Origin of the sequence: Mycobacterium sp. UM_CSW (genome assembly GCF_000455205.1) — a bacterium.
In the GTDB taxonomy this organism is placed as follows: domain Bacteria; phylum Actinomycetota; class Actinomycetes; order Mycobacteriales; family Mycobacteriaceae; genus Mycobacterium.
In genome coordinates this window covers 98,550-121,812 of the sequence record NZ_AUWQ01000002.1, presented here as the reverse complement: position 1 = coordinate 121,812, position 23,263 = coordinate 98,550, and the positions used below count along the sequence as shown (strand labels likewise).

Genomic DNA, 23,263 nt, shown 5'->3' with positions numbered 1-23,263 from the left:
CCCGCGGCCGGCCATCGAGGACGTGATGGCGCTCAGCCCCCTGCAGCAGGGGCTGTTCTCGATGGCGACGCTGGCCTCCGAAGACGGCTCGGGCGCCGACCCGTACGTCATCGCGATGGCCGCCGACGTGGTGGGCTCGCTCGACGTCGCGTTGTTGCGCGAGTGCGCCGCGACGCTGCTGATGCGGCATCCCAACCTGCGGGCAAGCTTCATCCACGGCGACCTCAGCCGGCCCGTCCAGGTGATACCGAGCAGCGTCGAACTGCCGTGGCGGTGCCTGTCCGCCGATCCGGACGAGGTCGAGGCGCTGGAAGCCGAAGAGCGCCAACGCCGTTTCGACGTCGGTCGCGGCCCGCTCATCCGGTTCCTGCTCATCGAATTGCCGGAGCAGCGGTGGCATCTGGTCATCGTCGCGCACCACATCGTCATCGACGGGTGGTCGCTGCCGCTGCTGGTGTCCGAACTCCTGGCCCTGTATCGGGCCGGGGGAGACGCCGCCGCGCTGCCGCCACCGCCGCGGCCGTATCGCGACTACATCGGCTGGCTGGCCAACCGGGACCACGCGGCCAGCCGCGCCTTGTGGGCCGCGCACCTCGGCGGCACGGACGGACCCAGCCTGCTCTCGCCGGCGCTGACCGCCACCCCGCCAGCGGCCGGCGTACCCCGACGCACCACGCTGCGCCTCGACCCCGAGGCCACCGCCGCGCTGGCCGACGCCGCCCGCACCCGCGGTGTCACCCTCAACACGCTCATCCAAATGGCCTGGGCGACAATACTATCGGTCTTCACCGACCGCGACGACGTGACGTTCGGGGTGACCGTGTCGGGCAGGCCGGGCGAACTGCCGGGCGTCGAATCGATGGTCGGCATGTTCATCAACACCGTCCCGTTGCGGGTCCGCCTGGACCCGCGCAAGCCCGCCGGAACGCAATGCCTTGCGTTGCAACGCGAATCCGCCGCGCTGCGGGACCACAGCTATCTGGGTCACGCCGAGCTGCGAGCCATCGCCGGTGTCGGTGAGATGTTCGACACGCTCCTGGTGTACGAAAACTTCCCGCCCGGTGAGGTCGTTGGGGCCTCCGAATTCGTCGCAAACGGCGCGACCTTCCGTCCGGTGGCTCTGGAAAGCGTGTCGCATTTCCCGGTGACCATCGCCGCCCACCCGAGCGCCGACGGGCTCACGGTGCTGGTCGAGGTGCTCGACGGTGCGCTGGGCGCGACCGCGCCCGAAGACCTCGGCAATCGGCTGCTGGCGGTGGTGCAGCGGTTGGTGGACAAGTGGGACCGGCCGCTGCGCGAGGTCGACATCCTGCTCGACGGCGAGCGCGACCCGGCCGCCGTGGACCTACCGGTGGCGCCGGCGGTCGCGGTGCACGCCCGCTTCGCCCAAATCGCCGCCGCGCAAGGCGATTCGACGGCGGTCAGCTGGGAAGACGGGCGGCTGACCTACAGTGAGCTCGACGCGCTTGCCGATCACCTGGCGGCCGCACTGCAGCGCGCGGGCGCGGCCGGCGAGACCCCGGTGGCGATCATGCTTCGCCGCGGCCCGCTCTATGTGGCCGCCATGCTGGCCGTCCTCAAAGCCGGCGGTCTGATCGTGCCGCTGGACCCGAGCATGCCGCGCGAGCGGATCGCCGAGATCCTGCGCCAGACGTCGGCTCCGATCGTGGTCGATGAGGACTTCGTCGCCAATGCGACCGTCGAGAGCGCCGATTACCGGGCCGTCACGGTGCCGCCGGACCATGCGGCCTACGCCGTATTCACCTCGGGCACCACGGGCGCACCGAAGGGTGTCGTCGGTACGCACCGCGCGCTTGCCGCGTACATCGACGACCACATCGAGCGGGTCCTTCGGCCCGCCGCCGCGCGCATCGGGCGACCGCTGCGCATCGCGCACGCTTGGTCGTTCACCTTCGACGCGGCGTGGCAGCCGTTGGCGGCCTTGCTCGATGGGCACTCGGTGCACGTCGTCGACGACGAGCATCAACGTGACGCCGAGACGCTGGTCGACGTGATCGACCGCTTCGGGCTGGACATGATCGACACCACGCCGTCAATGTTCGGCCAGCTGCACAACGCGGGGCTGCTAGGTCGGGTGCCGCTGGCGGTGCTCGCGCTCGGCGGCGAAGCCCTCGGCGTCGCCGCGTGGCGGGCGATCCAAACCGAATGCGCCCGAACGGCGATGACGGCCTTCAACTGCTACGGGCCCACCGAGACCACGGTCGAGGCCGTCGTCGCGGCCATCGGCGAACACACCCGGCCGACCATCGGGCGTCCGACCCGCAGCACCCGCGCCTACGTCCTGGACGCCTGGCTGCGGCCGGTACCCGACGGGGCTGCGGGCGAGCTGTACCTGGCGGGCGATCAGCTGACCCGCGGCTACCTCGGGCGCGCGGCCGAAACCGCAACGCGTTTCGTCGCCGAACCGAACGGCCGCGGCGCCCGGATGTACCGCACCGGAGATGTGGTGCGCCGCATGCCCGACGGTGGCCTCGAGTTCCTCGGGCGCAGCGACGACCAGCTCAAGATCCGCGGTTTCCGCGTCGAGCCCGGCGAGATCGCGGCCGTGCTCTGCGGCCACGACCGGGTGCGCGGCGCCCACGTGATGGTCCGCCACCACGCCCATGGGCCCCGGCTGACCGCCTATGTGGCGGGCGGGCCCGACCGGCCGGCGCTGGCCGAACTGCGTGCGATGCTGCTCGACCGGCTGCCGCGCTACCTGGTGCCTCATCACATCGTCGTCGTGGACGAGTTGCCGCTGACCGCGCACGGCAAGATCGACGAAAAGGCTTTGGCGGCAATTGATGTCGTCGATGGTCCCGCCGTCCCGCCCGATACGCCGACCGAGGCCGTGCTGGCCCAGGCGTTCACCGACGTCTTGGGCGGCGCCGGCGTCGACGTCACGGCGAGCTTTCTGGAGCTGGGCCTGGACAGCATCTCGGCCCTGTCGGTCGTGCAGGCCGCCCGCCGTCGCGGTCTGGCGCTGCGGGCGCGGTCGATGGTGGAGTGCGACAGCATCCGCGAACTCGCGGCGGCGATCGACTCCGACGCCGCCCGGCACGCGGCCCCGAACGGCGCGGAACAGTCCGGCGAACCGATCCCGGTGTTGCCCAGCGTTCATTGGCTCTACGAGCACGGCGATGCCCGACGGCTCGCGCAGACCGAAGTCATCAGGCTGCCCGACACGATCACCCGAGACAGTCTGGAGGCGCTGCTGCGCGCGGTCATCGACGGACACGAGGTGTTGCGATGCCGGCTGGATCGCGACGCGATGACGCTTGTCCCACAACCGAACATCGACATCCTCACTGAGGCGTGGGTGGCCGGCGAGCCGACCAACGACGTCGCCAAGCATGTCCTCAAGGCGGTGGAGAGCCTCGACCCGGAGGCCGGTCGGCTGCTGTCCGCGGTGTGGCTGCGCCGAGCAGACGAGCCCGGGCTGCTGGTGCTGACGGCCCATGTGCTGGCGATGGACCCGGCCTCCTGGCGCATCGTGCTGGGCGAGCTCGATGCCGGCCTGCACGCCCTGGCCGCGGGACGCACGCCGGCCCCGGTCCGCGAGCACACCACCTACCGCCAGTGGTCGCGCTTGCTCGCCGAGCGGGCCGAAACGCTGACCACCGAAGCCTTTTGGGCCGACGAATTGCGGGGCGCCGATCCGGCGCTCGGCGCCCGCCGGTTGCGGCCGCAGACCGACCGCGCCGGCGACTTGGCGGTCAGCGTCTCGGCCTGCGGGCCAGAGCTCACCGGGCGGCTGCTGTCGGCGGCGCAGCCGCTGGGCGAACTGCTGATCACCGCGGCCGCCCGCACGGTGACCGCGTGGCGGCGGCGGCGCGGTCAGGACACCCCGGCCCCGCTGTTGGCGCTGGAGACACACGGCCGCACGGAATTGGGAATCGACACCGATACCGGCGACACCGTCGGGTTGCTCAGCGCGATCTACCCGTTGCGCATCCACTCCGACGGGCCCACCGACTTGGCCCGAATCCCCGGCAGCGGTATCGATTACGGCTTGCTGCGTTACCTGCGGCCCGATAGCCGGCTGCGCGAACTCCCCGAACCGCAACTGCTGCTCAACTACCTCGGCAACCTCCACGTCGGCGTCGGGGACCTCGAGCTGGATCGCGAGCTGTTGGCCGAGGTCGACCGGGTGCCCGAGCCCGACCAGGCGGTGCGCCACGAACTGACCGTGGTTGCCGGCATCCTCGGGACCGGTGCCGACCGCGTGCTGGCCACCCAGTGGCGGGCGCTGCCTGACATTCTGGGTGAGGCGGAAATCGTGGAGCTGCAAGGACTTTGGACCGAGACACTGCGGGAGATGGCGGAATGAGCACACTTGCGATCCTCGGCGCCGGAGCCAAGGCGGTGGCCGTCGCGGCCAAGGCATCGGCGCTGCGCGACATGGGCGTCACAGGAGTTGACGTCCCCGACATCGTCGCGGTCGAACGCATCGGGGTGGCGGCCAACTGGCAGGCCAGCGGCGGATGGACCGACGGCGCGCATCGGCTGGGCACCAGCCCGGAAAAAGATGTCGGGTTTCCATACCGCTCTTCGCTGGTGCCGCGGCGCAACGCCGAGCTCGACGAGCGGATGACCCGCTACAGCTGGCAGTCGTACCTGATCGCCACCGCGTCGTTCGCCGAGTGGATTGACCGGGGCCGTCCGGCGCCGACCCATCGCCGATGGAGCCAGTACCTCGGCTGGGTCGCCGACCAGGTCGGCCTGAACGTGGTGCACGGCGAGGTCGAACGGCTTGCGGTCGACGGCGACCGCTGGGTGCTGCAGACCCACGAAACGACCGTGCACGCCGACGCCCTGATGATCACCGGCCCCGGGCAGGCCGAAAAGTCCTTGCTGCCGGGCAATCCGCGCGTGCTGTCGATCGCCCAGTTCTGGGACCGGGCCGCGGCGGACGACCGGATCAGTGCCGAGCGGGTGGCGGTGATCGGTGGCGGTGAGACCGCCGCGTCGATGCTCAACGAGCTGTTCCGGCACCGGGTTTCCAGCATCACCGTCATCTCGCCGCAGGCGACCTTGTTCACCCGGGGCGAGGGGTTCTTCGAGAACTCGCTGTTTTCCGACCCCACCGACTGGACTGACCTGACGCTGGACGAGCGCCGCGACGCGCTGGCGCGCACCGACCGCGGGGTGTTCTCGGCGAACGTGCAGGAGGCGCTGCTGGCCGACGACCGCATCCACCACCTGCGCGGCCGGGTCGCCCACGCCGTGGGCCGCGACGGGCAGATCCGGCTGACGCTGTCCACCAACCGCGGCAGCGAGAACCTCGAGACGGTCCACGGTTTCGATCTGGTCATCGACGGCTCCGGCGCCGACCCGCTGTGGTTCACCTCGCTGTTCGGTCAGGACGCCCTCGACTTGCTCGAACTCGGGTTGGGTGGGCCGTTGACCGCCGACAGCCTGCAGGAGGCGATCGGCTACGACCTGGCCGTCACCGACGTGACCCCAAAGCTGTTCCTGCCCAACCTTTCCGGTCTCACCCAGGGTCCCGGCTTTCCCAACCTGAGCTGCCTCGGGTTGCTGTCCGACCGGGTGCTGGGTGCCGCTGGGCTGTCAGCAGGTTCTGGGACCCAACGAACGACGAGGAGAAGCGATGAGCACCAACCCCTTTGACGACGACGACGGCGCCTTCTACGTGTTGGTCAACGGCGAGGAGCAGCACAGCCTGTGGCCCGTGTTCGCCGAAATCCCGGACGGCTGGCGCGCGGTCTTCGGCGAAGCGAGCCGGTCGGCGTGCCTGGATTACGTCGACGAGAACTGGGCCGACCTGCGGCCCAAGACGCTGCGCGAGGCCATGGCGGGCGACTGAGCGCCGGCAGCGTGCCCGTACCGTGACCCGCCCGAGACCAAGAACAGCAGGCGCCAGGGGCAGAATCACAACTCTTACTCACCAGGGGGAGGACCTGACCAATGAGAACGAAACCCTTGAAGTCCTTGGCCATCAGCGCGATAGCGATGGGCGCGGCGGCCGTCGGCGTGACGTCCGTCGCTCCCGCCGCCGCCACACCGCTGCCACAGGATCCGCCGCCGGCGCCGGGACTGCCGAGCCCGGACCAGTTGTCCAACCTGTGCGTCCAAGCCACCGATCCCGGCGTGTCTTACACGACCAAGACCAACCTGGTCCAAAACGGCATCGCTCCGGACGAGGGCCACGTGGCCGACCATGACCTGCGGAAGGCGTATCGCAACGGAAACTTCCCGGAGACGTTCGCCGTCACGAACATTGCGCCGGCCGGCCCGAACGCGGCCCAGGCCGACGTGGCCATCTCGGGTCCGAGGTTCGCCGGGCCGGTCGAAAAGCACCTCGCGTTCGTGAACGAGGGTGGCAACTGGATCCTGCAGCACGACGCCGCGATCGCCCTCATACAGGCCGCCACCGCGACGAACTAGCAAAGCCGAACGGCCTGTGCACCCACATAGCGGGCGCACAGGTTGTTCACATGGCCTGGTCGTAACGTCTCGGTGCGCAAACACGAAACAACAATCGAAAAGACGCACATTGGCACGGTCCGTCGACACGTGCCCGCCCAAGGGGGGACCATGAAAACCGTTAAATTCTTCGCCGGCGGTGCGGCAGCGCTGGCCGTCATCGGGGGAGCGGCCGCCGGCATCACGTCCGTTGCGGCGCCGGGTGAGCAGGCCTCGGTGCGGCTGATCGCGGTTGGCGCGCCGTTGCCGATGGACCCGCCCCAGGCGGTAAACGTGCCCACGGCCAATCAGTTGACCGGTCTGCTGAACAGCCTTGCCGATCCCAGCGTTTCGTTCTCCAACAAGAGCAACCTGGTCGAAGGCGGCATCAGCGGGATCGAAGCGCACGTCGCCGACAAGAAGCTGCAGAAGGCGGCCAAGAACGGCGACCTGCCGCTGACGTTCGGCGTCTCCAACATCCAACCGACCGCGGCGGGGTCCGCGACGGCCGACGTGGCGGTCTCGGGTCCCAAGCTGACGTCGCCGGTGACCCAGAACGTCACGTTCGTCAACCAGGGCGGCTGGGTGCTGTCGCGCTCCTCGGCGATGGAGTTGCTGCAGGCCGCCGGTCAGTGATCGGCGCGCACGGCGCGCAGGTCTAGTTTGGCGATCCGGTCCGGGTCGGCCAGCACATCGATGCTGGCCACCAGCCCGTCGCGCACCACGAATCCCATGATGGCCGTGGGCCGCCCGGCAACGAATATGACCGCGCCGGCGGCGCCGTTGACAATCGCCGGGCGCACCTCGCGCTCCGGTCCCGCGTAGCCGCGGGCGAGTTTGGCCACGGCTGCCGCGCCCTCGGCGCGGAATACGTTGGCGCCCTTGCCGAAATCGCCCCGCAAAACGATGCCGGGATCGAGCACCGACACCAGGCGGTCGAAATCGCCGGCGCGGCCCGCGGCGAAGAACGCGTCGACGGCCTCTCGTTGTGCGGCGACGCCGCTGTCGGGGGCCGGATCGGCCTCCTGGATGCGCCGGCGTGCCCGGCTGGCCAGCTTGCGCGTCGCCTCCGGCGTCCGCTCCACGATGGGTGCGATCTCGTCGAACGGGACGGCGAACACGTCGTGCAGCACGAAGGCCAGCCGCTCGGCCGGCGGCAGGGTGTCCAGCACGACAAACAACGCCAGCCCCACCGCGTCGGCCAGCATCGCCCGGTGCTCGGGATCGAATTCGCCCTCGGCATCGACGATCGGATCCGGCAGCTGCCCAACCGGCTCCTCCCGGCCGCGCCCGTGCCGGTCGCGCAACGTGTTCAGGCAAATGCGGGCCACCACGGTGGTGAGCCAGGCGTCCAGGTTCGCGATGTCCCCAGCGTTGGTGAGCCGCAGCCACGCCTCCTGCACGGCATCCTGGGCGTCGTCGACCGAGCCCAGCATGCGGTAGGCGAGGGCGCCCAGCCTCGGCCGCGCGGCCTCGAAGCGCGCGGACAGCGAAGCGTCCGCCGCGGTCACGCGCGACCGGTCTCGGGCAGGGCGCAGACCCGGTTACCGGAAAAGCCGGAGGACCCGATGTCGAGCGCGATGTTGAACCGGGCGCGCAGGTTCCCCAGCGTGATGACGTGAGTCAGCCCGACGAGTTGCGGCGTGTCGAAGTGGGCGCGCAGCGCCTCGAAGAGCTCGTCGCTCACCTCGACCGGGGTGCGGCTGATCGCGGTGGCGTACTCCAGGATCAGCTTGTCGAGCTCGGAGAAGCACGACGCGTTGCGGTAGTCGGCCATCCCGAGTAGCTCCTCGTCGGTGATTCCCCACTGGCGGGCGATCTGTGAGCCCAGGTCGATGCAGTACTCGCAGCCCACGGTGGTCGCCGACTTCAACTCGGCCAGCGCGCGCTGGCGAGGGCTGAGGATATCCAGCTTCGACTCGGCCTGCTCCAGCTTGCCGTAGGCGTTGAGCAAGCGCGGGATATGCGCGTACATGCGCAGCGGTTCCAGCATCCCAGCCGTCCCCAGGCCGGCCATTTGCGACAGCTTGCGCTTGGTGAAGAAGAAGGCGATCTTGGCGCCCAGCGTGGCGTCGCGGTCCGAGACTCCTTGCAGCCGAGGCATGGCGGTCCTCCTTGAATGTCGTCCTACTAGGTCGACACCGGGCGACGCCCTAACGTGACGCGGCTAGGCCTGCTGGCTCAGCGGCATATCCATGTCGAACACCCGGGCATGCAGCACCGTGCGGTTTCGCAGCGCGGCGCGCACCGCACGGTGCAGGCCGTCCTCCAGGTAAGTGATGCCACGCCAGCGCACGGCGTGGGGGAAGAGGTCGCCGTAAAAGGTGGAATCCTCCGACAGTAGGCGGTCCAGGGCCAGCACGGTCGTCGTCGTGACCAACTCGTCGAGCCGGATCTGCTGGGGCGGTATTTGGGACCAGTCCTTATACGACAGCCCGTGATCCGGGTATGGCTTTCCCTCGCGCACACCCTTGAAGATCATCGGCGGGCCTTCATCGACGTCCGCGAAGCGTCGCCTGGGCCCGACCGGTACATGCAGGACAGGCTAGCGGGGAACTCGCCGGAGTTCGCCGCCAGCCGACCGCTAATGGCGGTTGGCACCCTTTGCGACCCGTAAAATGGACGCAATCAAGGAGGTGGGAGCCGATGGGAAGCGCAGACGAGCGTCGCTTTGAGGTGCTGCGCGCCATCGTCGCCGACTTCGTCGCCACCAAGGAACCGATTGGTTCGAAGTCATTGGTGGAGCGGCACAACCTGGGCGTCTCGCCCGCCACGGTCCGCAACGACATGGCGGTGCTGGAGGCCGAGGGGTACATCACCCAGCCGCACACCAGCTCCGGGCGGGTGCCCACGGAAAAGGGCTACCGCGAATTCGTGGACCGGCTCGACGACGTCAAGCCGCTGTCGTCGGCCGAGCGGAGCGCGATCCAAAGTTTCCTGGAATCCGGCGTCGACCTCGACGACGTGCTGCGCCGCGCGGTGCGCCTGCTGGCGCAACTGACCCGCCAGGTGGCGGTGGTCCAGTACCCGACATTGTCGACGTCGACCGTGCGCCATCTGGAGGTGGTCGGGCTGACACCGGCGCGGCTGCTGATGGTGGTCATCACCGATTCCGGCCGGGTGGACCAGCGCATCGTCGAACTCGGCGACGTCATCGACGACCACCAGCTTTCCCAGCTGCGTGAGATGCTCGGCCAGGCCCTGGTGGGCAAGCGGCTTTCCGCCGCGTCGACCGCGGTCGCCGACTTGGCCGGGGAGCTGCACGGGCGCAGCGGGCTGGCCAACAACCTCAGCGACGCCGTCGGCCGTTCGGCGACGGTGCTGCTGGAGTCGCTGGTGGAGCACACCGAGGAACGCCTGCTGATGGGCGGCACCGCCAACCTGACCCGCAACGCCGCGGACTTCGGCGGCTCGTTGCGGTCCATCCTGGAGGCCCTCGAGGAGCAGGTGGTGGTGCTGCGGTTGCTGGCCGCCCAGCAGGAAGCCGGCAAGGTGACGGTGCGCATCGGCCACGAGACGGCCGCCGAGCAGATCGTCGGGGCCTCGATGGTGTCCACCGCGTACGGTCACTCCGATACCGTGTACGGCGGCATGGGTGTGCTGGGTCCCACCCGGATGGACTATCCGGGAACTATCGCCAGCGTTGCTGCGGTTGCGATGTATATCGGCGAAGTGCTGGGTGCCCGATGACCGTGCCCCCGCACCGGAGTTTGTGGACGGCCGCGTAGCCGCGGCTTAAGACGTTTCAGGAGAGTCAGGCGTGGCACGCGACTATTACGGGCTGCTCGGCGTGAGCAGGAACGCCAGCGATGCGGAGATCAAACGCGCGTACCGCAAGTTGGCGCGCGAGCTGCATCCGGACGTCAACCCCGACGAGGCCGCGCAGGCGAAGTTCAAGGAGATCAGCGTCGCCTACGAGGTGCTGAGCGACCCGGAGAAGCGACGGATCGTCGACTTGGGCGGCGATCCGCTGGAGAATGCCGCCGCGGCCGGCGGCGGTTTCGGCGGCTTCGGGAACCTGGGCGACGTGTTCGAGGCCTTCTTCGGCGGCGGCTTCAGCGCGGGCTCGGCCTCGCGCGGGCCCATCGGGCGGGTCCGGCCCGGCTCGGACTCGCTGCTGCGGATGCGGCTGGACCTTGAAGAATGCGCGACCGGGGTGACCAAGCAGGTCACCGTCGACACCGCGGTCCTGTGCGATCGGTGCCAGGGCAAGGGCACCAACGGCGACTCGGTGCCCGTCCCCTGCGACACCTGCGGTGGCCGCGGCGAGGTGCAAACCGTGCAGCGTTCGCTGCTGGGCCAGATGGTGACGTCACGGCCGTGTCCCACCTGCCGCGGTGTCGGGGTGGTGATTCCCGACCCGTGCCACCAGTGCATGGGCGACGGCCGGGTGCGGGCCCGCCGGGAGATCAGCGTCAAGATCCCGGCCGGCGTCGGCGAGGGCATGCGCGTCCGGCTCGCCGCGCAGGGCGAGGTTGGGCCCGGGGGAGGGCCGGCCGGTGACCTCTATGTCGAGGTCCATGAGCAGGCCCACGACATCTTCGTCCGCGACGGCGACGACCTGCACTGCACGGTCTCGGTGCCGATGGTCGACGCGGCACTGGGCGTCACCATCACCATCGACGCGATCCTGGACGGCACCAGCGAGATCACCATCCCGCCGGGGACGCAGCCCGGCACGGTCATCACGCTGCGCGGGCACGGGATGCCGCACCTGCGCTCGGGCGCCCGGGGCAACCTGAACGTCCACGTCGAAGTGGTGGTGCCGGCCCGCCTGGACCACCGCGACACCGAACTATTGCGGGAGTTCAAGGACCGCCGCAGCCGCGATGTGGCCGAGGTCCGCTCGACGCACGCCGGCGGCGGGCTGTTCAGCCGGCTCCGCGAGACGTTTACCGGGCGCTAGTTCGCCTTCGTCTCATTTCGTCGAACGTGGGGTCTATGTACGAATTCAGGCCAGATTTCGTACCTAGCGCCCACGCTCGGTGGCGGCTGGCGTAGGAGAACCCATGGTGGCAACGCTGTTTTACGTTGACGCACTGCCCGACGCCGGCGAGTTGGCCGCCGTCGAGGGCGACGAGGGCTTCCACGCCGCCACCGTGCGGCGAATTCGTCCCGGCGAAGAACTGGTGCTCGGCGACGGCGCCGGAACCCTCGGCCGGTGCGTGGTGGAGCAATCGGGCCGCGATGGGCTGCGGGCCCGGGTCCTGGAGCGCTGGACCGTGGAGCCGCCGCGTCCCGCGGTGACGGTGGTGCAGGCGTTGCCCAAGTCCGACCGTTCCGAGCTGGCGATCGAGTTGGCCACCGAAGCCGGCGCCGACGCGTTCCTGGCCTGGCAGGCGGCCCGCTGCGTGGCGAGCTGGGAGGGCGCCCGGGTCGACAAGGGCCTGCGCCGGTGGCGCGCCGTCGCCCGTTCGGCGGCCCGGCAGTCCCGTCGGGCGCACATCCCGCCCGTCGACGGCCTGATGTCCACCGCGGCGCTGACGCAGCGGGTTCGCGACGAGGTGGCGGCCGGGTCCGCGGTGCTGGCCCTGCACGAGTCGGCGGTTGATCGGCTTGCGGATAACACTGTGGCCCAAGCGGATTCGATTTTTCTGCTGGTCGGGCCCGAAGGAGGCATCGCGCCCGACGAGATCGCCGCGCTGACCGACGCGGGCGCGGCGGCGGTCCGGCTCGGCCCGCAGGTGCTGCGGACGTCGAGCGCGGCCGCGGTGGCACTCGGGGCGCTGGGCGTGCTCACCCCGCGATGGGATCAACATGCGGATACACAATCGCCGGCGAACGAACCGTTGGGACACAGTCCTGACCGGCGGTAGACTGCAAGCCAGGATTTCACCACGTCAGGACCCCAGAAGGCAGGCATCGGAAACCACGTGACGCCCCGCGAGACCAGCGCTGCTGACGCAGCATCGACCTCCCAGGTTCGCAGCAGCATCAACGTTCCGCCCGATCTCGTCGTGGGCCTGCTCGGTTCGGCAGACGAAAACCTGCGCGCCCTGGAACGCATCCTCAGCGCCGATCTGCACGTGCGGGGCAATGCCGTCACCATCTCCGGCGAGCCGGCCGACGTCGCGCTGGCCGAGCGGGCGGTCTCCGAGCTGGTGGCCATCGTGGCCAGCGGCCAGCCGATGACCCCGGAGGTGGTGCGCCACAGCGTGGCGATGCTCGTCGGCACCGGCAACGAATCACCCGCCGAGGTGCTCACCCTGGACATCCTGTCGCGCCGCGGCAACACGATCCGGCCCAAGACGCTCAACCAGAAGCGCTACGTCGACGCCATCGACGTCAACACGATCGTGTTCGGAGTCGGCCCCGCCGGCACCGGCAAGACGTATCTGGCGATGGCCAAGGCCGTGCACGCGCTGCAGACCAAGCAGGTCAGCCGGATCATCCTGACCCGCCCGGCGGTGGAAGCCGGTGAGCGCCTTGGCTTTTTGCCCGGGACGCTGAGCGAAAAGATCGACCCCTATCTGCGCCCGCTTTACGACGCCCTGTACGACATGATGGACGCCGAGCTGATCCCAAAGCTGATGTCCGCCGGGGTAATTGAGGTCGCACCGCTGGCGTACATGCGTGGCCGCACGTTGAATGATGCCTTCATCGTGCTCGACGAGGCGCAGAACACCACCGCCGAACAGATGAAGATGTTCCTCACCCGACTCGGTTTCGGGTCGAAGGTCGTCGTCACCGGGGACATGACCCAGATCGACCTACCCGGTGGCGCGCGGTCGGGCCTGCGGTCGGCGGTCGAGATCCTCGAGAGCGTCGACGACATCTACATCGCGGAGCTGACGAGCGTGGATGTGGTGCGCCACCGGCTGGTTTCGGAGATCGTCGACGCCTACGCCCGATACGAGGAGCCCGGTTCGGGGATGAACCGGGCGGCCCGGCGCGCCTCGGGTAGTCGCAGCCGCCGATGAGCATCGAAGTCTCCAACGAGTCGGGCATCGACGTCTCCGAAGCGGAATTGGTAAGCGTCGCGAAGTTCGTCATCGCCCGGATGGACGTCAACCCGAGCGCCGAGCTGTCCATGGTGCTGCTGGACACCGCCGCGATGGCCGACCTGCACATGCGCTGGATGGACCTGCCCGGGCCGACCGATGTGATGAGCTTCCCGATGGACGAACTCGAACCGGGCGGCCGGCCCGACGCGCCCGAGCCCGGGCCGTCGATGCTGGGCGACATTGTGCTGTGCCCGGAATTCGCCGCCGAACAGGCGGCCGCGGCGGGCCACAGCCTGGGACATGAGTTGGCGCTGTTGACAATTCACGGCGTGCTGCATCTGCTCGGCTACGACCATGGCGAGCCGGACGAGGAAAAAGAGATGTTCGCCTTACAAGACCGGTTGCTCGAAGAATGGGTCGCCGAACAGGTCGAGGCCTACCAGCAGGATCGCCAACAAGAACGCGACCGCCGGTTGCTCGACAAATCAAGGTATTTCGACAATTGAGCCCGCCATCCACGAAAATGGAATACGCCGGGTTCTGACGCACCTCCAAGATCCCTTGCGGTGCAAGTGATCTAGCATCGTGGGCGAATTGCTTAGCGTAAACACTGGAATATCCGGACGAAATGGGCGTACGCTCTCGACACAATTTCATGTGCGTCCGCTTCACCGATATGTCGACGATCTGGCGGAAGGAATACGATGTCGTATTTGGTGGCGGCCCCGGAGTTTCTGGCTTCGGCGGCAACGGATCTGTCCGACATCGGCTCGGCGCTGACCGCCGCGAATGCCGCGGCGTCGCCAACCACGGGGGTGGCGGCAGCCGCCGCCGACGAGGTTTCGGCGGCGATCGCGTCGCTGTTTTCCGGGCATGGACAAGCCTTTCAGGCGCTTAGCGCTCAGGCGGCGGCATTTCATTCCGAGTTCGTGCGGGCATTGGACGCCGCCGGGGCCGCCTATGCCGGCGCCGAGGCGGCGAGCGCCGTGCCGTTGCAGAGCGTGCAGCAAGACCTGCTCGGTGCCATCAACGCGCCCTTCCTGTTGCTGTCCGGCCGACCGCTGATCGGCAACGGCGCACCCGGCGCGGTTGGAACCGGTCAACCCGGCGGGAACGGCGGCTGGCTGATCGGTAACGGCGGCGCCGGCGGGTCCGGAATCAACTCGGCGGCCGGCGCCGGCGGCACCGGCGGCGCGGGCGGCGCGGGTGGGCTGTTCGGCGCCGGCGGCGGCGACGGCGGGGTCGGCGGATCGTCCATCAACTCGGCCGGCGGGTCCGGCGGGCCCGGCGGCAGCGGCGGCTCGTTGTTCGGTCCCGGCGGGGGCGGCGGCGACGGCGGCTCCAGCTCGTTCAACGCCGGCGGTCCCGGCGGGTCCGGCGGGGCGGGCGGCGCGGTCTCGGGCACCGGCGGGTCTGGTGGGGCCGGCGGATCCAGCGTTAACGGTGCCGGTGGCGGCGGCGGAGTCGGCGCCACTGCGGGCTGGGTGGGCTCCGGCGGTGCCGGTGGCGCCGGCGGCACGTCGGGAGCAACCGCCGGAACCCATTCCGGCGGCCAGGGCGGGGCCGGTGGCGGCGTCGGATTCGTGGGCTCCGGCGGGGCCGGTGGGCCCGGCGGATTCGCCGCGGCGGGTCCCGGCGGAGACGGCGGCCACGGCGGGAATGGCGGATCGCTGGTGGGCAACGGCGGTCCCGGCGCGGCCGGCGCGGACGTCGCCCCGACTTCGACTTTCAGCGGCGGAAGCGGCGGGGGCGGCGGCAGTTCCTTCCTGGTCGGCGTCGGCGGCAACGGTGGCAATGGCGGCAACGCCGGCGCCGGGCTGTTGGGCGGACCCGGCACCGTGGGGGCGGGCGGGACATTGCTTGGCCGCAACGGGATCCCGGGGCTACCGATGAGCCCGAACCTGTTGGTCAACCCCGGCTTCGAAACGGCCGACCCGTCCGGGTCGGGCTACAGCGGCGTGACCATTCCGGGCTGGACGGTGAGCGGCACGCCGACGATCATCGCCTACGGCACCCCGCGCGGTTACCCGGGACCGTTCTCCATCCCCGATCTCCCCGGTTTCCTGGGCTTCCCCGGCGCCGCGCCTCCGGGCGGCGGCAGCAATTTCGCCGGCGGCGGACCCGTGGCCACGTCGACTATGAGCCAAATCGTCGACCTGAGCGCCGCAGCCGGCAAGATCAACACCGGCACAACGCCGTACACGTTGAGTGGAATGCTCGGCGGCTACCTAGGGGACGCGTCCTCGACCTCACTGAAGGTCACCTTCCTCAACAACAGCGGGGCCGTTCTGGGCACGGGCACGACCACGTCGGTCACGTCGCTGGATCGGTTGGGAATCACCGGCTTCCAGTCACGGGACGTCTCCGGGACGATCCCGGTGGGCACCACCAAGGCCGTGGTGACCGCGACCTTCGCCGACCACAACCCCGTCCTGGGCAACTACAACAACGCCTTCGCCGACAACCTGTCGTTCACCGTCGGGGATCCGAACCTCACCCAGCCGACGCTCACCGTGCCGACGTCCCACGTCGGCCACCTGGATCACGTGTTCTTGATCTACATGGAGAACCACGGCGTCGGCGACATCCTCGGCAGCCCTAACGCGCCGTACATCAACGCCCTGATCAACAGCTACGGATACGCGAACAACTACTACGCGCTGGGGCACCCCAGCGACCCCAACTACTTCCGGATCCTGGGCGGAACGGACTACGGCATTGACGTCAACCCGCCGCCGAACGTCATCTACGGAAACAACAACCTCATGGCGAAAATGGATGCTTCGGGCGTCAGCTGGGCGGGTTACGCACAGAGCATGCCCGCCCCCGGCACCATCGTCGACTCGGGTGACTACGCCGTCGACCAATTGCCGTTCGCGATGTTCAACTACGTCTACGCCAACCCCAACCCGAACTACCTGACGACGCACCTGCTCCCGCTGACGAATTTGAACCACGATCTGCAAAACCCAAGCACCGCACCGAAATTCACGTGGATAGCCGCCAACGAGTCGAACAACATGGAAGGCCCAGTCAGTACTCCGACCGGCGCGCTGAACTTCCTGGGCAGCCAGCTCACGACGCATCAATACAACATCGCCGCCGGCGACCAGTTCGTCCAGCAACAGGTGTCTACCATCATGGGTTCGAACACGTGGACCGACCCGACCCAGCACGACGCGATCATCATCACGTTCGACGAGGACTACAACAACCTGTCGCTTGGCATCGGCAACCAGGGCAACAACGTCCCGATGATCGTCATCCCGAACGCGGGCGCCGTGAACGCCGCGACCGGGGCGATGCAATCCGGCCACTTCATCGCCACCAGCCACTACGACCAGTACAGCCTGATGGCCACCATCGAAGACGCCTTGAGCCCTTCGCCAGGAGCTCTGGGACCGTTGACCTTCAACGACATGTACGCCCAACCCATGAACGAATTCTGGAAGTAACGGCCTATACCGACCGACCGAGAAGTTCTGGCCTCCTGCAGGAGTGTCAGACTGCCGAAGACTGGGCACTCCACCTCTGAGCGCTGGTCCGCATCTCAGAAACACGTGGAAGGTGCATGATGCCGCACATAGTGATGACCGTATCGGGAACCGGTGTCGACATGTGGAACACCACGCCACCGCAACCCGCCGGAGTAGCTTCCGCCCTGGCGGCTGCATTTCCGGACCTGTTCTACTGGCAGCCCGTCGGTAACTATCCGGCCAGCGTGTTCCCCATGGGTCCGAGCGTGGACGCCGGCGTCGCCGAGCTGAATAGGCTTTGCACACAAATCAATCCGCCACCCGGAGCGCCGTCCTATCCCGACAGCTCCATCATCCTGCTTGGGTACTCACAGGGCGCAATCGTCGTCTGCCAATTCCTGCACACGATCGCGTGGCTTAATCCGCAGATCGCGAACCGCATTGTCGCGGTGGGTGTTTGGGGGAACCCTCTCAGGTTGCCGGGATTCGCCTCAGGCAACCAGTTCGCTGGGTGGCCGATGCCAGCGGACGTCGATGGTGTTGTCACTGGCGGCGTTGCGGGTCCGGCCTGCATGATGCCGGCGGACGTCGCACCACACCTGCTCACGCCGGTCAGGCATTTCTGGGGCGACTTCGTCAACACCATCGGTATCGGTAACGATATTTACGCGGACGCACCCGTCGGCCCCAACCCATGGACGGCTGAGGCCGGTCCGGGAGTCATCGAGACGCAAATCTACAACATCGTCCAAAACGCAAACAGTCCAAACATTTTCGCGATCCTGCGCGACGCGTTAAAACTGGTGAACCCGACCACATCGGTCGAAGAAATCATCTCCATAACCGAAGCGATCTACAACGGCGGAATGTTCTTGGCAGCCGGTCCGAATGCGTCCCACTACACCTACGACACCACACCGATCTATAACTTCATAGCCTTGGCAGGCCAAGAGACGCAGCCGTTTTCCACCAGCCAGGTTTGACGAGGTGCTCCCCCGAACTTCGCTTCGGTAGAGTTTGGGGAAACCAGCCACGAGAGGGAGCATGCGATCAGTTGCGTTGGCCGCCGCCATTGCCGGGCTGTTCGGCTTCTTCGCGCCGTCTGATCCACCGGCACCGCCCACAAGGCTTGCCGATCACACCATCCCATTGGCTCCTCCCGCCGACCCCGGCGATGGTTCCCTGCCAAACGGGGGCCAACTGACGCCGTTCGACGTCCAATATTCGGCAATCGCGCGCCTCGACCCAGCGTTGTTGAAAGCAATCCAGGGCGCCGCCACCGCGGCCGCTGCGGACGGCGTGACCATGACCATCACCTCGGGCTGGCGGTCCCCGGAGTTTCAGCAGCGACTGCTGGACAACGCCGTGCAGACCTATGGCAGCCTCGCCGCGGCGCGCCAATACGTGCAGACCCCGGAGATGTCCAAGCACGTCACCGGCGAGGCCGTCGACGTCGGCGGTGCCGGGGCCGATCAATGGCTCATCGCCAACGGGTCCCGCTTCGGGCTGTGCCGGATTTATGCGAACGAGCTGTGGCACTTCGAACTGGCGACGGACGCGGCGGGTAACTGCCCGGCGCTGCTTCCCAACGCGGCCGGCTAGTTCGGATCTAGCAGCGATGCTGTGGGCCTATATGACCTCCCACAGGTCGCGGGATCGGCGATATTGCCTCGTACTGTTCGCCACCCGGCTCCCTTCGAAAATCGGCAGCAGGACCGCGGGCGGTGCGAAAATGAGGGATGCCGCACGAGCGCACGCCACCTCGCCCCGAAGATGCGCAGACCGACGCGGAGGAATGGGCGCGCTTCTTCGAGTATTTCGGGCACGCCAGGGTGCGTCGAGGCATACGAATGCTCTCCAGGCTCCCCTCTGCCCCGCGGTGTGAGGCCTGCGGCAGCCCGTATACGGGATTCGGCGGCTGGCTGATGCGACGCGCGGGCAAGAGCCCGTCGCGCAAGAACCCGCGCTGGTGCCAGGCCTGTTTCGAGAAGTCGCCAACAGGTGGCGTCACGCTGACGATCGGAGTTCTCTTCGCCGACGTCCGCAACTCGACCGCGCTGACCGAGGCCTTGCCACCCGGTGAAGTGGTCGCGGCCCTCAATCGCTTCTACTCAAAGCTGACGCAGGTGATCGTTCGGCACGGCATCGTCGACAAACTCATCGGCGATGCCGTGATGGGCCTCTACTTCGCGCCACTTTCGTCCGACGGGCGCTACGTCGATTCAATGGTCAGCGACGCTCGCGCGATACTGCGCGCACAGGGGTACGGCACGCCGGGCGGTCCGCAGCTGGAGGTGGGCATCGGTCTTGATGTCGGCCCGGCGTATGTCGGGATCGTCGGCGAAGGCGAGATCCGCGACTTCACCGCGATTGGCGACGTCGTGAACACCGCGTCACGGCTGCAAAGCGTTGCAGCGGGCGGAGAGATCGTCATGTCCGACGCTGTAGCGCGCATCGCGTCCGTCGAAGGGGGCGAGGTCGTCACACTCGACCTGAAGGGCAAGGCTGAACCCGTGACAGCCCGCCGAATCACCGTCGCGGGCTAAACGGACACCTCCTCGGTCGCCACCGTGATGCCACGGCGAAATCCGGCGCGGCGGGGTACGCGCTGTGCGCCAGGGGATTTCGAAGTCGCGTCGGCCTCGCTATCGCGAGCCGGTGACTACGCCGCCTTGGCGATTTTCCAGCCGGTGCCGTTGTTCACCAGTGTGTAGTTGGTCGCGACGTTGGTCTGGAAGTCGCCGCATACCGCGGTCGCTTCGGTCGCATTTCCTTTGATGTCATCGACCCTGATGTCGTTGCGACCGTATTGCTTAGGAACGAAGACGCTCTTGTAGTAATCGCACTGCTTAACGGGATCACCCTCGAAAAAATGCAGGACCTGTTCACTGAGAAACTCGCGAGTCATAAGGTCACATCGCGGTTCCAACATCCAGCTTTTGATGGTGTCAGCAATGGCGGATTGGTCGGCTGCACTCAGTTCAGTCGGGTCCGCCATCGTTGCCGGGGCCGCACTCAGGGCGGTTCCCGAGATCGCTACTACGGTGGCTGCGCTAGTGAGTACTGGTCGAAGCATGATGTGAAACCTCTATCCACGCAAAGCGCCGTTGATTGCTAGGAAGCTAAGGCGCGAACTCTGACAGCCTCCAGTGCCAAAAGTCCCTGGTCAACAACGAATGGTTCCGCTCGGGCACGTCGCTGTCAACAAAAGGCGCGACCAACGGATATGAGTCCTTTTCGGCACGTGCCGCGACCAGCAGGAATGATTGGTTAAATCGGCCCGAATCGCCTGCGCGGCAGTGCTTTTCCTCGGTGCCGGTACGGTTTGCTAGAAGCGCCCCAGCAGCCGGGGTGGGGATCCGCATGGGGCCTTTGCCAGCGACGTCTACGAGGCGGCGGGCAGATATGGCGCCGCCGGCCTGCCACAGCCACGGGTGGTCTCCTGCAACCCGGCAGTTAGACGGCAGAGGAAACCGGCTCGGCGGCAGCCCAGGTGGTGGCGGGTGTGGCGGTGTTGGCGCGCAGGAAGCTGCCGGTGCGCCGCTCGCCGAGCACCTCGGTGGGCTGCCCGTTGAGGAACACCGCACGGCCGGAGACGAGCACGGCGCTGACGGTGTCGTCGTTGCGGTTGACCATCCGCGACAGCCCGCCATACTGCTCGACCTTCTCCTCGGCGTAACCGTCCAGTGAGTCGTCGAGGTGTGCGGGGTCGACGATCACCAGGTCGGCACGGTCGCCCATCCGCAGATGGCCGGCGTCGATCTGATACCAGTCGGCCAGTTCGCCGGTGAGCCGGTGTACGGCCTGCTCGATGGTCATGAAGGGCGTGCCCCCCTTGTCGGCGTCGTGGACGTGGCGCAATAGCCGCAGCCCGAAGTTGTAGAACGCCATGTTGCGCAGGTGTGCACCCGCGTCGGAGAAGCCCATCTGGACGCCCGGGTCGCGGGCCAGCTTCTTGAGCACCTCGGGGCGGTGGTTGGAGATCGTGGTGCGCCACCGCAGTGCGGTGCCGTGCTCGACGACCAGGTCGAGGAAGGCGTCGACGGGATGTAGCCCGCCGCGGTCAATCCCGACCTGTCCGAACGACTTTCCGATCACGGCCGGATCGGGGCACTCGGTGATCTCGGCGTCGAAGAAGTCGCGGTGCCAGACGCGCAGCCCGTACTTGCTGTCGTAGTCCTTGCGGAACCAGCGACGGTAGTCCTCGTCGCGCAGCAGGTTGTCGCGGTCGGCCACCTGTTCCTTCAGGTGCATCGCCTCAGCGCCCGAACCGAACTCCTCGAAGATCACGAGGTCGATGCCGTCGGCGTAAACCTCGAACGGCACCGGCAGGTGCTGCCAGCGGAAGTTGCCGCCCAGCTTGCTGACGAGGCGTGCCGCCGGACCCATGACCGGGATCAGCCACGGGTTGGCCTTGATGTCTGCGGCGGACAACAGACTGGTTTTTAGCGGCTTGCGGACGATGCCGACTGACTGCGCCGCCTGCGAGACGATATTGAGCGGATTCTGAATGTCCGGACCGGCCTGCAAGATTCGTCCGCTGCGTCGCAGCATCGACTTCAGCCGGCGCAGTTCCCGCGGCTTCGCATACGTCGAGGGCAGGGTGCGCGAGCGGCAGGCGTCGCCGTCGAGCTTGTCGAAAAGCAGTTGCTGCGAAGACATCCCGACGAATCCTGCCTTGAGCGCCTCGGCGAGCATCTGCTCCATCCGGGCCTGCTCGGCCTCGGTCGGGCGTACCTCTTTGCGGGTGGCGCGGTCCAGGCCCATGGTCGCGGCCCGCATGTCCGAATGCCCGATGAACGCCGCCACATTCGGCCCCAACGGCCGCGCCTCTAGCGCGGCGATGTACTCCTCGCAGTTGCTCCACGTCTTGTGCTGGTCGACAGCGCCGATGACGTGCTCGCGCGGGATGGCCTCCACCCGGGCGAACAGGTCTCCGGCGTCTTGGCCGTCGACGTGGATGGTTGACAGCGAGCAGGAGCCCACCATCACCGTCGTCACGCCGTGGCGCAGCGACTCCGACAAGGACGGGGCGCCCAGCACCTCCACGTCGTAGTGGGTGTGAATGTCGACCATTCCGGGCAGCACCCACTTGCCCTCGGCTTCGATCACCTGCGGGCAGTCCGTGTCGTCGAGCGGCTGCGCGCTGATGGCCACCACATGACCGTCACGGATGCCGATGTTGCGGATCGCCGACGGCGCGCCGGTGCCGTCGAACCAGCGGCCGTTGCGGATCACGGTGTCGAAGCTCATGGGTGGTCCTTTCCTGGGGTGTGCCTCGTTGGCTCCCAGGATGCGTCCGCGACACCGTCGGAGTCTTGACAATTGTTGACAGTTATTTGACATTTGTTGACATGTCGGTGGTCCGCGGAACGTCACTGTCGGGCTATCCGCGCCTGGTCGCCGAACTGGGCGGAGATCCGGCCGAGCTATTGCGCGCCGCCGGCATCCGACCTCAAGATGTCGGCGAACATGAAGTCTTTCTGCCTTACCGCAGTCTCATCGTGGCCGTCGAGACCGCGGCAGCAGCCACCTCGACCCCGGATTTCGGGCGGCGGCTCGCGCTGCGTCAGGGCATCGAAATCCTGGGCCCGCTGGGCGTGGCCGCGCGCACCGCGGCGACCGTCGGCGACGCCTTCGCGATTGTCGAAACCTTCCTGGCGGCCTACAGCCCCGCCATCTCCGCGCGCATCACCCCGAGCGCCAGCGCCGGAAAGTCGTTCTACGCCTTCGAGGTTCTGATCGAGCGCCCGCCGCCACACCCCCAGACCACCGAACTGTCGCTCGGAGTCTCACTGGGGGTGTTGCGATTTCTGCTCGGTGCACAGTACGCCCCCTTGTCGGTGCATCTGCCGCACGAGCCGCTCACCGCGACCGCCGAGTACCTGACGTACTTCGGCTGCCGGCCGCGCTTCACGCAACCAACGGCCGGCTTCACCTTCCGCACAGCCGATCTCGCGCGCCCGCTGAACCAGGACGCGCTCGCCCACCAGGCCGTCGTGCAGTACCTATCTGGTATCACCACACACCAACCCGGCATGACCCAGTCGGTACGCGCCATGGTCCGCCAACTCCTGCCCACCGGCACCGCCAGCCTCAATTTGGTTGCCGCGCAGTTCGATCTGCATCCCAGGGCGCTGCACCGTCGGCTGTCCGCGGAGAAAACCACCTTCGGTGAACTCATCGACGGCGTGCGCCGCGAAACCGCCGAACACTACCTGCGCGACACCGACATCAGCCTGTCGCACCTGACCCGCGAACTCGGCTATGCCGAGCAGAGCGTGCTCAGCCGGTCGTGCCGCCGGTGGTTCGGCTGCGGTCCCAGCAGCTACCGCAACGCGAGCCGCTATGCCGCAGCCACCCAACCTCAACCCCGTCGAGGTGATCGAAGAGGTGACGGCGCAGGCTGACGACGTG

Annotated in this window: 20 protein-coding genes; 15 read left to right on the top strand and 5 right to left on the bottom strand. The window is 67.8% G+C overall.

Translation table 11 applies throughout. The features are described 5' to 3' along the window. Positions 1–25 precede the first annotated feature (25 nt). From N415_RS01715 to N415_RS01695, 5 genes are all read left to right on the top strand, one after another. Positions 26–4,330, top strand: a complete 4,305-nt coding sequence (locus N415_RS01715) for a non-ribosomal peptide synthetase (protein ID WP_068176623.1) — start codon at positions 26–28, stop codon at positions 4,328–4,330. Continuing rightward, positions 4,327–5,631, top strand: coding sequence for an NADPH-dependent L-lysine N(6)-monooxygenase MbtG (gene mbtG, locus N415_RS01710; RefSeq protein ID WP_068176502.1), 1,305 nt, complete (start codon positions 4,327–4,329; stop codon positions 5,629–5,631). Before N415_RS01715 ends, mbtG begins: the two co-directional genes overlap by 4 nt. Next, entirely contained in the window at positions 5,612–5,827 is a 216-nt protein-coding gene (locus N415_RS01705; protein ID WP_068176499.1) for an MbtH family protein, read from the top strand. The genes mbtG and N415_RS01705 overlap by 20 nt, the downstream gene beginning before the upstream one ends. Positions 5,828–5,928: 101 nt before the next feature. Next, positions 5,929–6,408, top strand: a complete 480-nt coding sequence (locus N415_RS01700; RefSeq protein ID WP_068176496.1) for a hypothetical protein — start codon at positions 5,929–5,931, stop codon at positions 6,406–6,408. Between the two features lie 150 nt (positions 6,409–6,558). Then, complete coding sequence (locus N415_RS01695) at positions 6,559–7,062, top strand: hypothetical protein (RefSeq protein WP_068176492.1); 504 nt, start codon at positions 6,559–6,561, stop codon at positions 7,060–7,062. Here N415_RS01695 and N415_RS01690 read toward each other — a convergent pair. The 3 genes from N415_RS01690 to N415_RS01680 all read right to left on the bottom strand — a co-directional run bounded on the left by N415_RS01690 (position 7,056) and on the right by N415_RS01680 (position 8,908). Continuing rightward, a complete protein-coding gene (locus tag N415_RS01690) occupies positions 7,056–7,937 on the bottom strand; it encodes a sigma-70 family RNA polymerase sigma factor (protein WP_068176490.1) in 882 nt (293 codons plus the stop codon). The genes N415_RS01695 and N415_RS01690 overlap by 7 nt on opposite strands. Continuing rightward, positions 7,934–8,530, bottom strand: a complete 597-nt coding sequence (locus N415_RS01685; RefSeq protein WP_068176484.1) for a carboxymuconolactone decarboxylase family protein — start codon at positions 8,528–8,530, stop codon at positions 7,934–7,936. Before N415_RS01685 ends, N415_RS01690 begins: the two co-directional genes overlap by 4 nt. Before the next feature lie 63 nt (positions 8,531–8,593). Further along, positions 8,594–8,908 (bottom strand): type II toxin-antitoxin system VapB family antitoxin, encoded by a 315-nt coding sequence (locus tag N415_RS01680; RefSeq protein ID WP_068110252.1) that lies wholly within the window; start codon positions 8,906–8,908, stop codon positions 8,594–8,596. A 164-nt stretch (positions 8,909–9,072) separates the two neighbouring features. Between N415_RS01680 and hrcA the strand changes: the two genes are divergently transcribed. The 9 genes from hrcA (at position 9,073) to N415_RS01635 (ending at position 19,392) form a co-directional block, all read left to right on the top strand. Further along, positions 9,073–10,116 carry a heat-inducible transcriptional repressor HrcA gene (hrcA, locus tag N415_RS01675; protein WP_068176481.1) on the top strand — a complete coding sequence of 348 codons (1,044 nt, stop codon included), beginning with the start codon at positions 9,073–9,075 and terminating at the stop codon, positions 10,114–10,116. Between the two features lie 70 nt (positions 10,117–10,186). Further along, the gene (gene dnaJ / locus N415_RS01670) at positions 10,187–11,332 is read left to right on the top strand and encodes a molecular chaperone DnaJ (protein ID WP_068176478.1); all 1,146 of its coding nucleotides are present in this window, start codon (positions 10,187–10,189) and stop codon (positions 11,330–11,332) included. 103 nt (positions 11,333–11,435) lie between these two features. Further along, positions 11,436–12,242, top strand: coding sequence for a 16S rRNA (uracil(1498)-N(3))-methyltransferase (locus N415_RS01665; protein ID WP_068176474.1), 807 nt, complete (start codon positions 11,436–11,438; stop codon positions 12,240–12,242). Between the two features lie 57 nt (positions 12,243–12,299). Beyond that, positions 12,300–13,346: a PhoH family protein gene (locus N415_RS01660; RefSeq protein ID WP_068176471.1), complete on the top strand. Its 1,047-nt coding sequence runs from the start codon at positions 12,300–12,302 to the stop codon at positions 13,344–13,346. After that, complete coding sequence (gene ybeY / locus N415_RS01655) at positions 13,343–13,876, top strand: rRNA maturation RNase YbeY (RefSeq protein ID WP_068176467.1); 534 nt, start codon at positions 13,343–13,345, stop codon at positions 13,874–13,876. The genes N415_RS01660 and ybeY overlap by 4 nt, the downstream gene beginning before the upstream one ends. 198 nt (positions 13,877–14,074) lie before the next feature. Continuing rightward, a complete protein-coding gene (locus tag N415_RS33170) occupies positions 14,075–16,825 on the top strand; it encodes a PE domain-containing protein (protein WP_068176465.1) in 2,751 nt (916 codons plus the stop codon). Positions 16,826–16,944: 119 nt separating this feature from the next. After that, positions 16,945–17,829, top strand: a complete 885-nt coding sequence (locus tag N415_RS01645; protein WP_239645421.1) for a cutinase family protein — start codon at positions 16,945–16,947, stop codon at positions 17,827–17,829. Positions 17,830–17,890: 61 nt separating this feature from the next. Further along, the gene (locus tag N415_RS01640) at positions 17,891–18,448 is read left to right on the top strand and encodes a M15 family metallopeptidase (protein ID WP_081665018.1); all 558 of its coding nucleotides are present in this window, start codon (positions 17,891–17,893) and stop codon (positions 18,446–18,448) included. Positions 18,449–18,585: 137 nt separating this feature from the next. After that, positions 18,586–19,392: an adenylate/guanylate cyclase domain-containing protein gene (locus tag N415_RS01635; protein WP_068176459.1), complete on the top strand. Its 807-nt coding sequence runs from the start codon at positions 18,586–18,588 to the stop codon at positions 19,390–19,392. A gap of 116 nt (positions 19,393–19,508) precedes the next feature. On the opposite strand, the gene N415_RS31275 is transcribed toward N415_RS01635, so the two are convergent. Continuing rightward, positions 19,509–19,922, bottom strand: a complete 414-nt coding sequence (locus N415_RS31275; RefSeq protein ID WP_152531204.1) for a hypothetical protein — start codon at positions 19,920–19,922, stop codon at positions 19,509–19,511. Positions 19,923–20,302: 380 nt separating this feature from the next. Beyond that, a complete protein-coding gene (locus N415_RS01625) occupies positions 20,303–22,099 on the bottom strand; it encodes an amidohydrolase family protein (RefSeq protein ID WP_068176454.1) in 1,797 nt (598 codons plus the stop codon). A gap of 101 nt (positions 22,100–22,200) precedes the next feature. Between N415_RS01625 and N415_RS01620 the strand changes: the two genes are divergently transcribed. Beyond that, complete coding sequence (locus N415_RS01620) at positions 22,201–23,256, top strand: AraC family transcriptional regulator (RefSeq protein ID WP_068176451.1); 1,056 nt, start codon at positions 22,201–22,203, stop codon at positions 23,254–23,256. The last annotated feature ends 7 nt before the right edge of the window (positions 23,257–23,263 follow it).

Excerpts from the sequence above, each read along its gene's own strand:
- N415_RS01700 (WP_068176496.1), top strand. The coding sequence starts at position 5,929 with ATGAGAACGAAACCCTTGAAGTCCTTGGCCATCAGCGCGATAGCGATG.
- mbtG (WP_068176502.1), top strand. The coding sequence starts at position 4,327 with ATGAGCACACTTGCGATCCTCGGCGCCGGAGCCAAGGCGGTGGCCGTC.
- N415_RS01715 (WP_068176623.1), top strand. The coding sequence starts at position 26 with ATGGCGCTCAGCCCCCTGCAGCAGGGGCTGTTCTCGATGGCGACGCTG.
- N415_RS01685 (WP_068176484.1), bottom strand. The coding sequence starts at position 8,530 with ATGCCTCGGCTGCAAGGAGTCTCGGACCGCGACGCCACGCTGGGCGCC.
- N415_RS01625 (WP_068176454.1), bottom strand. The coding sequence starts at position 22,099 with ATGAGCTTCGACACCGTGATCCGCAACGGCCGCTGGTTCGACGGCACC.
- N415_RS01680 (WP_068110252.1), bottom strand. The coding sequence starts at position 8,908 with ATGATCTTCAAGGGTGTGCGCGAGGGAAAGCCATACCCGGATCACGGG.
- N415_RS01665 (WP_068176474.1), top strand. The coding sequence starts at position 11,436 with ATGGTGGCAACGCTGTTTTACGTTGACGCACTGCCCGACGCCGGCGAG.
- N415_RS01640 (WP_081665018.1), top strand. The coding sequence starts at position 17,891 with ATGCGATCAGTTGCGTTGGCCGCCGCCATTGCCGGGCTGTTCGGCTTC.
- N415_RS33170 (WP_068176465.1), top strand. The coding sequence starts at position 14,075 with ATGTCGTATTTGGTGGCGGCCCCGGAGTTTCTGGCTTCGGCGGCAACG.
- N415_RS01635 (WP_068176459.1), top strand. The coding sequence starts at position 18,586 with ATGCCGCACGAGCGCACGCCACCTCGCCCCGAAGATGCGCAGACCGAC.
- N415_RS01705 (WP_068176499.1), top strand. The coding sequence starts at position 5,612 with ATGAGCACCAACCCCTTTGACGACGACGACGGCGCCTTCTACGTGTTG.
- N415_RS01695 (WP_068176492.1), top strand. The coding sequence starts at position 6,559 with ATGAAAACCGTTAAATTCTTCGCCGGCGGTGCGGCAGCGCTGGCCGTC.
- ybeY (WP_068176467.1), top strand. The coding sequence starts at position 13,343 with ATGAGCATCGAAGTCTCCAACGAGTCGGGCATCGACGTCTCCGAAGCG.
- hrcA (WP_068176481.1), top strand. The coding sequence starts at position 9,073 with ATGGGAAGCGCAGACGAGCGTCGCTTTGAGGTGCTGCGCGCCATCGTC.
- N415_RS31275 (WP_152531204.1), bottom strand. The coding sequence starts at position 19,922 with ATGCTTCGACCAGTACTCACTAGCGCAGCCACCGTAGTAGCGATCTCG.
- N415_RS01645 (WP_239645421.1), top strand. The coding sequence starts at position 16,945 with ATGCCGCACATAGTGATGACCGTATCGGGAACCGGTGTCGACATGTGG.
- N415_RS01620 (WP_068176451.1), top strand. The coding sequence starts at position 22,201 with ATGTCGGTGGTCCGCGGAACGTCACTGTCGGGCTATCCGCGCCTGGTC.